12 protein-coding genes are annotated in these 12,195 nt (G+C 37.6%); all 12 read left to right on the top strand.

Annotated elements, in window-relative coordinates; genetic code table 11:
• The first annotated feature begins 33 nt into the window (after positions 1-33).
• Positions 34-1,335 (top strand): serine hydrolase domain-containing protein, encoded by a 1,302-nt coding sequence (locus ACKTS5_RS01460; RefSeq protein ID WP_408042051.1) that lies wholly within the window; start codon positions 34-36, stop codon positions 1,333-1,335.
• A gap of 88 nt (positions 1,336-1,423) precedes the next feature.
• Positions 1,424-2,074, top strand: a complete 651-nt coding sequence (locus ACKTS5_RS01455) for an HAD family hydrolase (RefSeq protein WP_408042050.1) — start codon at positions 1,424-1,426, stop codon at positions 2,072-2,074.
• Between the two features lie 170 nt (positions 2,075-2,244).
• Entirely contained in the window at positions 2,245-3,330 is a 1,086-nt protein-coding gene (locus ACKTS5_RS01450) for a helix-turn-helix domain-containing protein (RefSeq protein ID WP_408042049.1), read from the top strand.
• Between the two features lie 85 nt (positions 3,331-3,415).
• Positions 3,416-4,744, top strand: a complete 1,329-nt coding sequence (locus ACKTS5_RS01445; RefSeq protein WP_408042048.1) for an amidohydrolase family protein — start codon at positions 3,416-3,418, stop codon at positions 4,742-4,744.
• Positions 4,745-4,871: 127 nt separating this feature from the next.
• Positions 4,872-5,792 carry a hypothetical protein gene (locus ACKTS5_RS01440; RefSeq protein WP_408042047.1) on the top strand — a complete coding sequence of 307 codons (921 nt, stop codon included), beginning with the start codon at positions 4,872-4,874 and terminating at the stop codon, positions 5,790-5,792.
• A gap of 329 nt (positions 5,793-6,121) precedes the next feature.
• Positions 6,122-6,826, top strand: a complete 705-nt coding sequence (locus ACKTS5_RS01435) for a CPBP family intramembrane glutamic endopeptidase (protein WP_408042046.1) — start codon at positions 6,122-6,124, stop codon at positions 6,824-6,826.
• A 67-nt stretch (positions 6,827-6,893) separates the two neighbouring features.
• Positions 6,894-7,427, top strand: coding sequence for a hypothetical protein (locus ACKTS5_RS01430; RefSeq protein WP_408042045.1), 534 nt, complete (start codon positions 6,894-6,896; stop codon positions 7,425-7,427).
• A gap of 113 nt (positions 7,428-7,540) precedes the next feature.
• Complete coding sequence (locus ACKTS5_RS01425; protein ID WP_408042044.1) at positions 7,541-8,305, top strand: SymE family type I addiction module toxin; 765 nt, start codon at positions 7,541-7,543, stop codon at positions 8,303-8,305.
• 221 nt (positions 8,306-8,526) lie between these two features.
• Positions 8,527-10,230, top strand: a complete 1,704-nt coding sequence (locus ACKTS5_RS01420) for an eCIS core domain-containing protein (protein WP_408042043.1) — start codon at positions 8,527-8,529, stop codon at positions 10,228-10,230.
• A gap of 45 nt (positions 10,231-10,275) precedes the next feature.
• Positions 10,276-10,686, top strand: coding sequence for a hypothetical protein (locus tag ACKTS5_RS01415; RefSeq protein WP_408042042.1), 411 nt, complete (start codon positions 10,276-10,278; stop codon positions 10,684-10,686).
• A 221-nt stretch (positions 10,687-10,907) separates the two neighbouring features.
• Entirely contained in the window at positions 10,908-11,102 is a 195-nt protein-coding gene (locus tag ACKTS5_RS01410; protein WP_408042041.1) for a hypothetical protein, read from the top strand.
• Between the two features lie 209 nt (positions 11,103-11,311).
• Positions 11,312-11,791, top strand: a complete 480-nt coding sequence (locus ACKTS5_RS01405) for a toxin-antitoxin system YwqK family antitoxin (RefSeq protein WP_408042040.1) — start codon at positions 11,312-11,314, stop codon at positions 11,789-11,791.
• The last annotated feature ends 404 nt before the right edge of the window (positions 11,792-12,195 follow it).

Raw genomic sequence — 12,195 nt, 5'->3', positions numbered from 1 at the left:
GAATCTAACCTCATAACAAATTGTAAAACACACATGAATCGCTGGTTACTTGTGGTCTTGTTTAGCAGTCTCTTTTTTACCTGTTCAAACACTGCGACTAAAAAAAGACGTACGCACCGTGAAGAACTGGAGACATACTTCAATACTCTTCATACTCTTAAAAAACTCAATGGAGTGCTCTACGTCATGGAACAAGGTAATGTTTTGATGTGTGAAGCTTACAATTTAAACAACGATCCGCAGAGCAGTACTTTTGTAAGTACTGAATCGCAATTTGACATTCATTCCATATCAAAGCTTATGGCTCGCTATATCGTTGAGAAGTTCGAGCTAGAAGGGAAGTTAGAAAAATCAAATACGCTATTGAGTTTTATCCCTGACTTTCCAAATGGAGACAAAATTACATTAGGAATGCTCTTAAACCACAGCTCAGGCTTACCGAGAAGTTTTGAGGAGACACAAAAGACGGCAATTTCGTTAAATAGTAAAGAAATCTTGGACTTAGCAAAACAGCAAGAGCTTCAATTTAGTCCGGGTAGTGCTAAACAGTATTCTAATATTGCTTATGAAATAGTCTATTATATACTCGAACAAATAGCACAAAAACCGTTTGCACAAATTGTACAGGACGAGCTCTTTACTCCTTTACAAATGACAAACTCAGGAGCACACTTCTTCGGAAACTCCTTAAATTTACACCAGTGGGCTAAGAACCATGAAAAAGATGATGAAAACATCCTCCGTGTTCCAAATATCAACGATGACGAATTGAAAACCGCACGTCTTTTTTCAACTTCTCACGATTTGCACAAGTTTTTAACGCACCTCAAAGAGTCTCCCATTGCAAGTTTACTCCAAAATGAACAGGCGATCATCGAAAAAAGTGGCGGTTCTGATGGTATTCGAGCAGAGGTGTATTTAGACTTAAAAAACGACTTCCACTTTATACTGCTAGCAAACTACGACGCCATTCCCTTTCAAAAAACGGTTGCGGACATTGCTAATATTTTAAACGACCAGGAATACACACTTCCTCAGGTAGTAACACGCAAAGCAATTGATTTATCTGAACAGCAGTTAGCCCCCTATACGGGCTCTTACGTATTTCCGGATATGGGGAATTTAATTTTGATGATCAGCTCGGACAAGAAAAGGCTTATACTTTCGCAAGAGGGCACACAGATTGCTAGCTTAAAAGCCGAAAGTGAAACCGTATTTTTTGATGATCCAACAGAAGCAGAATCCTTTGAATTCATTGAAAATTCAGAAGGGAGTTTTGATGTACTTATGGGGTGGAAAGGTGTTCAACTAAAAGGCATTAGAATAGAAAAATGAGGATTTCATTTTTTTAAACCAGAAAAAAGCACGAATATAGCGAGCCAAAATTGCTTATATAACACCTAATACTAACACACCCTTCAAAATGAACAAACCTACCTACAAAGTACTCGTATTTGACCTTTACAGCACACTGATTCACATAAAAACTCCCAGGCGTTTTTTTGTGAATATCTACAAACAATCAAGTAATGGTTTCGGTGTTGAATTTGCGCAGTATATGGATATGGTAATGACCAAAGATCTCAAATTATTGTTTGATATGTTTCCGGAAGAGTTTTATACGCTCTACCAAGAGCATCAAAGTGCTTTGGAAAAAGAATTAGCCTCAGTGAGCGTGTACCATGAAGTACACAAAGTATTGGAAAAGCTAAAAGAACACTACGATTTGTACTTGATATCCAACTTGGCAACACCGTACAAGCAACCCTTTTACGACAATCGCCTACAAACCTACTTTAAACAGAGTTTCTTTTCGTGTAATCTCGGAATCACCAAACCCGATCCTAAAATTTTCAAATTAGTCGAAGATCAGGTAGCGTGTAAAGCTCATGAAATTCTCATGATTGGAGATTCGTTAAAATCTGATATTGAAGGGGCGAAATCTATGGACTGGAGTTTCCTTAGGATCGATCGTTCAGAGGAAAGCTACGGAACAGATAGCTTAAAAAATTTAAAAGAACTGGAAGTACTCCTAGAAGCTAACAGACAAGCAACCTCAGCGGTACCTTCGTAACACATAAATTTTATAATTCATACCAATAACTAGTTCATCAGCAATGCTATGAACTAGTTTTGTTTTTACTAAAACTATCAATAGCACACTATCTAATACTGCATTTATGGGAGACACAGCTATAAAATTCAGCATTAATTAGTATTTTTCACAACTTTAAAAATCGTATTGTGGTCGCTGTTATTTCCGAAATCCTAGAAATCAGTTCGCTTGTTGGAATCGCCCATTGCTTTGCTTTAAGTGCAGTTATCCTGTATTCTAAATTTATTAAAAGTGACACCAATAAATTTCTCGGTTATACCTTAGGCATCATTGCCCTTGTTGGTTTGAACAACTGGTTTTGGGATCGCAACAGTTTTCCGTGGATTCTGAACATATTTGACATTGGGCTTTGGCAATTTCTGTACCCGGTCACCTTGGCACTCTTTTTTATTAAAGCGACAAAGACAGATTTCCGCAATACTAAAATCTTATACGTTCCTTTTACCATATTAACAAGTTGCAATTTACTGCTCTATTTAGGAATCCATTTTCACTGGTACCAATTACCTTCAGTTATTCTAGAACACAGTTCATTGTTTTATAAGTTTATCAGCTTATTATCCATCGTGTTCCCAACGGTTATCACAGTGTACATTTACCTCCTCATTCATCGTTCCTCACCCACTAAAAATGAACGAACTTTATGGCTTCGTAAACTCTGGTTATACTTTTCAATATTGATTTTTTTAGGAGTTCTTTGGGAGAGCTACCGTTTTATTTACAATGAAAAGCTTCCATTGACAGCTATTTCAAACTTGGTCGCTCTTTTTCTATACTGGCTCATCTACCACGGTCTATACCGATTACAGCTATCCAATGAACAGTACGAAATTCGCGTTTTAAAAAAGCAACAACACGCATCAAACAACCGAAAACCGGACACTTCTGACTATTACCAACAAATTTTGTTCTTAATAAACCATGAAAAAATTCACCACAATCCACAATTGAGCCGTGATGAATTTGCACATACTATAGGTATCAGTAATAGTTACCTCACTCAAGTAATCAAAAACAACAGCCATTTAAGCTATTCTGACTTTATCAATTCATATCGTATAAAAGATACACAACAACTGCTAAAAGACCCTACTTATTCCAACTACAGCATTGTCGCTATTGGGCTAGAGTGCGGCTTCAATTCGAAAACATCTTTCTACGCGAATTTTAAAAAACATACAGGGTTAACTCCCAAGGAATTTCGAAATCAATAGGTGCTATTTTATGTAAAGTTCCGAATTCTGCACTCCTCAACCCTCTGAATCTAATAGGTTTGTCAAAAATTAAACTCGACAAACTATGCGAATTCTATTTAGCTTTATCAGTATTCTACTCTGTGGAATTATTTTCACTTGCCAGGCACAACAACCAATTACAGCTATTGAAAATGTTCATGTTATTCCCATTTATAAAGACACCCTACTTCTCAATCATCGAATACTCATCCGTGGGAACCGAATTTTGCAAGTAGCTCCGAACTCAAATTCTTGTGACTACGAGATAACAACGATTATTGACGGAAAGGGTTCGTACATCCTTCCCGGATTGTGTGAAACACATTTTCATCAACAAAATGATATTCAAAACGAATTCAAACTTCTTATTGCAAATGGGATTACCTCGGTTAGGAATATGGCCGAATTTCCTGGTCAGGACCAAATTCTAATTAAAAATCAAGTCCAAAACGACGAATATCTCGCTCCGTACTACTATACGGCCGGTCCATATTTAAAAAGAGAGCACTTCGCTCAACAAAGTGTACAGGAAATTGTTAACCAACACCGATCAAAAGGATATGACTATATCAAATTAGCTGACAACCTCCCTAAAAAAACCTATTTGGCATTATTGAAAAGTGCCAAAGAGGCCGCTATCCCCCTTATTGGCCACGGACAACGTAGACTTCCTTTGCGTTATACACTGCGGATGAAATCGATAGCACATATGGAAGAGTTTCTGAACATCATACCTCCTCATCACCTTACGGTTCCTAAAAAACTTAAGAATATCGCTCAACAAATAAAATCTAGTGGTGTCTATGTTTCACCAACATTGGGAACCTTTGACATGATTAGCAACTATGCCAATCCCGAAAAAACTAAAAAGCTGCACTGTGATCCAAGTCTTGAGTACTTGCCTGAGAACTACAAAAACTACTGGATGTCTGATAGCATTAACTACCGCTCCAAAAAATGGTTTACAAGCCTCGAATCACTCGCTCGATTACAACGCGAATTTAATTGGCAACAGCAGTTTACACACATTCTTCACCAAGCTGGGGTTCCTTTAATGGCTGGCAGTGACACCTATGGCCTTTTTGTGGCTGGATTTTCTTTACACAAAGAGCTCTCACTACTCCATCAATCAGGACTTTCTACCTATGAAACCTTAAAAACTGCCACAGTAGTTCCTGCCAGATACTTTAACAACGTTGCCCACAGCGGAACTATCGAAGCAGGAAAACTGGCAGATTTGATAATGCTTGCAAAAAACCCTCTTGAAAACATCGAAAATACACAGACCGTTATCGGAGTCTATTTAAAAGGGCAATGGCATTCGGAAAAACGTCTCAAACAATTGCTGCATTCGGTAAAATTAAACCTCAAATCCCAGCATACGACGCATTAATTCCGTAAAAACCAATCGTAATAACCAGGCATTTAAAAAAAGTTATCTTTGCAAAAAAATTGTAATTAATCAAGGGAACTTCCCTTACACCAACAAATAATTAACCGCAATCATTTACTATTGAACCATGAAATACATGAACCGAATGCTACTGCTTTTCGCAGTTCCGTTATTACTAAACTGTTCAGGAAACGAACCTATAAAAGCCCCTGCAGATGATGAAGAAACTCCTAATTACAGTAAACGTCTTAAGAGTATTAGCTACCAAACACCAGATGTTCCGTTTTCATATGACGGCCTAATTCTTAACTATAACCAAGAAGGTAAGATACAACGAGCTGACTCCTTTATGTGGGATTATGAAATAAGCTACCCCTCAGACGCAGTTATTGAATTCGTCGTTGTAGACGATCGATTATCGAATGTAAAATACAATGAGCTCAAGAGATTTTTCATCAAAGACAATAAAATTACCCACCACACAGTGAATGGGACTTACCTGTACGCAAACAACACGACCAGTGGAGTATACGACTCTGTAACCTACAACTACCAAAACGACAGGTTGATAAAAATTGAAAGCTTTGACAAAAACAAGACGCTAAAACGCTACGCAACCTACACGTATGCCAATAATAACATCTCAGAAGTCAAACGATCATATATCAACTACAAAAAGGTAACCGAAACCACTACGTTGACTTTCACCTATGACAATACACCTCGTATACAGTGGAGTAACTCAAACTATTACGCTCCCCTTGCCGGCTTTATTGGGTTCCGTGATTATCCAATAATTCAAGATAAACTAGGGAAACTCAATCAGAACAATATTACAGGAATTACCTATCAATACGATCACCCTGTACTCAGCCCTAGTTTTTCTTCAATTCAACTAACGTACGTGCGAAATAAAGACACGAATTTATTGGAAGAAGTTAAACTCAAAGGACACATAAAAACAGATGACAAAAATTCTGATTACTACCCTACGAAAGCCTTCGATAAGTGTGCTGTAGTCATAGAATATGAAAAATACATCAAATAAGTAGTATGGGCCCCTCAGGGCCCGTACTCAATAGGATTTTTTGAAAAACATCTCCTCAGAAATCGATATTCTACGATACGAAAACACCGACTTCCTTCAGAATTGATTCGGTACTTCCCAAAAAGTCGTTTGGCACTGCCCCTCACAATAGGATGCTTGGAAATTGCTAAAAGCAAAAACCTATAACACGGCCTTTACGCAAACACCTTAACCTTTGATCTTTCATTGATCGGGCTATGCATAGCACATGTATGGCACGAATAATCATTTTTTTATAGTACAACGCTGTAACTTTTTAAGTCCACCACACGTCAAACAGTATAAAAAAGATGCCTTCAAACCACTCATTTTCAAACAACACCCACAAAAACCAATTGGCTTTCTTAGTAGACTGTGCATTGTACCTTGCCGTCATGTTTCTGATTCGCGAACTGTACTTTGAACGCCTTCATTTTATTGCCAATGGATTATTTTGGTCTTTAACAACCCTGCTGGTCGCAACGTGGCGAATGCACGCTAGAGGAATTCGTTGGAAAGATCTAGGCTTGACCCAACCAGAGCATTTAGGAAAAACCTTATTGATTACTTTAGGCATCCTGATCGCTGTCCCAGCAAGCTTGATCGTATTCCACCTCATAAAAGATCAATTTGCCCTAGAAATCATCGCCGATCATTCAGAAGCTACGGCTGTTGATAAATTCGGACCGTTGAGAAACAATTGGTCCCAGTTTTTTGTGATCATGCCCTTTGTTTTACTACAATCCACTTTAGAAGAACTCTTAGATAGAGGCTTTTTGATCACATGGTTAGAAAAAACCTTTTCTTCCACCACAGGAGCCACAGTACTCGCAGTGCTCTTACAAGCAGCTATCTTCGGATTTAGACACTCCTACAACGTCTCAGAGAGATCCATCACCGTTGCCATTATCGGTTTACTCATGGGGATTGCCTATGTGTGTTTTGGGAGAAACCTATGGCCTTTAATAATTGCACATTGTACCCTGAATACCCTTTCCATGCTAAACCGAGTATAGTAATCATAAATACTAAATGTATTAAATTGTTTTATTTTTACCTTCGATTGAAAAGTACAGGTAATCCATGATCAACGAACACTATATTCAGCGACGAAAAAAAGCCTTAGACACCGCAGCAAAACTGCGTAAAGACAAGGCGATTGTCCCATTTTTAGTAACAGTACTCCCCTTAAAACAGCACGAATATAAAATTAGAAAACTCTACCGCCTACTCTTAATTCAATATTTTTTCAAATGGGTATTATACGCTCTTCCAAAAACAGCAGAGGATTTAAAACTTGCTACCGACGATTTGCTAGTAGCGCTCGACACCTCTCAATTCCACTTCCCAACATTAAAGCAGGTGTTTAGAGAGTTACACGTTCATTCTAATTATGGAAAACAGCCCATAACAGTTGTCGCTTTTGCCTACTTCGAAATTTCCAAGGCAACTTACAACCCTATGAAAGAAATTCAGCGATATATGGATTTACTCTTTACTCACGATATATTAGAGGTGGTCCCTCACCAACCAACTACTACCTATCAATTTACTGAAAAAGGAGCCACAATTCAAGATGACCTAGCCATTAAAAACCTACTCTCCTTAACAACCTAATTAACAAAACAGTAAGCCAAATTCAGATATTCCATAAAAGCCGCAGTACGTTTCATGCAGAACACAAACCAGCCTTAATAAACATACCTTAGCATTACCTAAAAACGACTAAAATGGCTATTAAGAAAAACTCAAAAAAAGGGGGGCAGCGAGTAATACAAGAAGAACAGCATGCACATAAAGATGGAGTGAAAGTAATAAGAGAAGAGCAACACCCACAAAAAAATACCATAAAAGATAGGCCGCAAGTAATACAAGAAGAGCAGCACCCACAAAAAGATACCATAAAAGATGGGCTGCAAGTAATACGAGAAGAGCAGCATGTACAAAAAAATGCACTAAAAGATGGGGTTCAAGTAATACGAGAAGAGCAGCTTGTACAAAATGATGGAGTGCTAGTAATACAAGAAGAGCAACACCCACAAAAAGATAGAGTGCTAGTAATACGAGAAGAGCAGCATGTACAAAAAGAAGCTATAAAAGGTGGGCTTCAAGTAATACGAGAAGAGCAGCTTGTACAAAAAGAGACTAAAAAAAGTAGTCAGCAACTATCAAAAGAAGCTAAACCGTATCTAAAACAACCAACAAAAAAGACAAAAACAAAGAACTGCTCTTCGGACAATGAACAAAAAAAGGATTCAAGAAAAAGACTTCCTCAGTTAAAAACAGCAGCTAAACAAAACTCAAAAAATGATATACGCCAGTTAAAAATTGCAACTCAATACCAACCGCGATCGCGTTATAAGCTAATCAAAGTTCCTGAAATCCGCCTTGTAGGCAAGTGGCTCAGAGAACTAGGGTTTACAGAAGGAAATTTCGTTGAACTTCAACTGAAGCAAAACAAAATCACCATCACTCGCTGCATTCCAAAATCTTAACGAGCATCCAATAAACATTGAAAACACCTTACCAACCCTTTCGGTAGGGTGTTTTTATTCCTTCTCTTTTCTAGAAGAATTATCAGATATTTTTGTAACTTTAATTTATTCTATCCCTATAATAGAACACCTACTACGTTCTAGTACTAATTGGTAACACCCCCTAAGTACCGTTACCCTAAAAGGTTGTGCTCTATAGCCAACGAAAAAATGAAACGAATATGAACGCTCGAAGTGAAAAAACAAAAGAAAGTAAAACACTGTTAGCCAAGGATCCCCAATCGCTACACAGTACTAAAAACAACCCTACCTATCAATTTAACGATAAGAGGGTGAAATCAACTACCCATAGCGTAGTACAGCAAATGGCAGATGAAAGTAGCCAAAGCAAACACGCCGCCCAACTGCAATCAATGGCAGACCAATATACAGATGCAAAAACAGGCACCGTTCAACGTCAGGAAAATCGGACGGGACTACCAGATCAACTAAAATCTGGTATTGAAAATCTCTCTGGTTATGCCATGGACGATGTTAAAGTACATAGAAACTCTGACAAACCAGCGCAATTGCAAGCACACGCCTATGCTCAAGGCAGTAATATTTACCTCGGACCAGGTCAAGAAAAACATTTAGCACATGAAGCCTGGCACGTAGTTCAACAAAAACAAGGTAGAGTAACTCCCACCAGACAATTTAAAGAAAAAGTCCCTATTAATGACGATAGCGGCCTAGAAAGAGAGGCTGACATCATGGGAGCTAAGGCAATGGAGTTCAGCGGCAACCCTGAAACCACCCAACTAAAAACCACTACGCTCAACCAACAACCAATTCAACGTAAACCCGGAGATCAGTATCGAAAGAAGAAGAACGACTTGATATATGGAACCTATAAGGATCGACTTAATTACGAACCTAAACTAGGAGCTATGAATAGAGCTTTCAGCAGTATGGATGGCGACTCGATCGTAGCAAAACCAGAACTCGATGAACCATTGATTGCCGATTTCATGAACGATTTATTCCTAGGAACCAAAAAAGGAAGTTCGTATGGAAACGCTGTTGATGAAACCCCTGACATCGCCAAAGACAATACAGCATATAGAGATTTTATCTTTTATATACATCGCTATTTAGCCCCCAAATTCCCGCATGGTTCGGAAGAGGAGGGAAATCGAGTTAGAATTGCCGCCGCTTGTAAATTTGGAATCTGGTTGACAGCAAAACAAGGACGTAACGTCCATTTCGTATTGGATGAATTGAACACCAACAAGATACAACACAATATTGCAAGTGGAAAGTCATCATCTTTTACCTCTAGAGAATTACGATTTGTAAGAAACAGTTGGCATGATAAAGATATCAGCCAACATGTAAAATTCTACGTCAAACAAAAGGAAGTCGCTCCACCATGGGAAACCTATCAAAATGAATGGGCAGCTTTTAAACCAGGTAAAGAGCATGGATTAGACCTATCTCAAAAAGCAGAAGATGAAGTTCAAGCACTTCAAAAGCTCACGATAAATAACAATGAATTAGAAAAAATCCAAGTAGAAGTTTCTCAACTTATTAGTGAACGTTCAGAAAAACTAGAACTAATCACAACAATGACAGAGGAAATTAAAGAGCTACAAGAAACAAACACTCCAACATTCTTCCAAAACATGAAAACTTTCTTTGGAGGAACTAACACAACGGCAACCAAAATGCATAAGAATTTACAAAAGGCAAAACACATGGCTTCCGAAGTTAAAAGTTTGATCGCAGAAGCAAGAGAACTTGGAGAAAAAATCATTTCATTAAACCAAGAATCCATGAAGAGAGCGAAAATCATGAAAATACATTTAAACAATGTGAGTAGTATTAACATACAAAAAGAAGAATTCTTTAGAAATCCACCTCCTCCTCTTGATAAAGTTTTATAAAAAACCACAGAAAACAACTCATGCTAACCAATAATACATACCACTATGACAACCATTGAAAGTATTCAAATTGACCTATTTATAAACAAAACACATTCATTAGTCATTCATTTATTCAATGACGGAACCATACATCGGAAAGGATATGGAACGACCAACTTCCCAGACAACGATTTATATGTTGGAATTATTGACCCTTCCATATTTGAAAATTACATAGCTCAAATTCATGAAGGATACCTCCAACATGCTGGTGTATATGATTTTGATACTAAACTCGGTGAGCAATGTATGTTGAGCTACATAATCAACTGTAAAGACCAAAGCTATACTTTTGAATACCAATACGGTTCGCAATCGGAAGGACCCCATCAAGAAATAGCCAATTTATTAAGTGATGCTATCAAAATCACAGATCCTTGGTTTGTTAAACAACGTACAACAACAACCCCATAGACTGAAAGCCGAACTAGATGTTCGGCTTTTATTTTGGCTATCCTATAAATACCAATCCTCAAAAAGTATCAAAAAACCTTACTTTTTTTACCATTAACCCGCTGACATACAACAACAAAAACAGTAAATTACTCTCACAATAACAACTTCTCTCGCAAAGAAGCGACATATACCTCGGGTGTCTTTAAAAAATTCGGGGAAACACAAAACTAAATTCAAAAATGATGACAAAAAACATCTTAAAACTTGGAAAAACCCTGAATGCCACAGAGCAAAAAGAAATCAATGGAGGAATGGGAAGCACTTGTATGGGCTTTGGATCGTACTATGTTAACAGCTGTAATCAGTGTGTTAACAACATCATCCCTGGTGGACCAACTGCCTGTATCAGGAACTGTTGTATCGTTGCCTACTAAGTAAACACTTAAAATTTCTCTTCTTACTCTCTTAGTACGCAATTATCAAAAGTATTAAGAGAGTTTTTTAACAGTCACTCCTCATAAAGCTTCTATTACTTTATTCTTTAGCACTATTTTTTTAATTTTGAGACTATGTGGACGGTAAAGAGGTGTTTATTTCTACGAATTGTGCACAAACAAGATACATCTCTCAAAAACAATTAGGCATGAAATACAACATAACGAAGTTCCTGATTATCGTACTTGTATCGATAGGTTGTCAATCTCAGAAAAAGAGGCCAACCATTACGCCACAATTACCCAACCCACTCCCTACTCTTGGTGATTATAAAAAAGAATTAAATGCGGAAGGGATCGTAATTTCAGAAGGCTATTATCTGGATGGTATTGCCAATGGACCAATGAAATGGTATCATGACAAAGGGCATTTAGCCGCCGAAGGTACCATGCATAACGGAAAACGCACTGGTGTTTGGAAGGTATATGCTATTGATGACGGAGTTCATTTAGCAGACGTTCTTTTCGATAATGATCGAGAAATTGGAGTAGTCAACGCTTATTATTCTAACGGTCAATATAAGTATACTCATAAATACGAAGCTGGTGAACTATTTCAAAAAACGTGTTATGACTCCTTAGGAACGGTTATAGACTATAGTTTACTACTAAAACATAAACAACAGTAAACCGTCCGGAATACACCAATTTATTAACGCACTACGTTTTCCTCTTGCAATCTAGCAACATTTTACTCAAATTGTCTCGTCCTTTCTCCTAACAACATCCTCAACAACCAATGACGAAGGATTACCGACTGAATTTCGAATAACGTTTTAAATACGCGAAATCTATATTCAAAAAGATACCTGAGCCTTATCGTTAACGAACTATAAAAGGCATACTAACATGCTATCAACAAAAACACATGAAGCTATATTCAATAAGATACCTGAGCCTTATCGTTACCGAAATATAAAAGATATACCAACATACTATCAACAAAAACACGCGAAGCTATATTCAAAAAGATAACTAAACCTCATCGTTACCGAAATCCAAAAGACATACGAACATACTATCAACAAAAACA

This window comes from Tenacibaculum litopenaei (assembly GCF_964514025.1).
In the GTDB taxonomy this organism is placed as follows: domain Bacteria; phylum Bacteroidota; class Bacteroidia; order Flavobacteriales; family Flavobacteriaceae; genus Polaribacter; species Polaribacter litopenaei.
The sequence above is the reverse complement of the archived record's forward strand: the minus strand, read 5'-3'. Positions and strand labels throughout refer to the sequence as shown.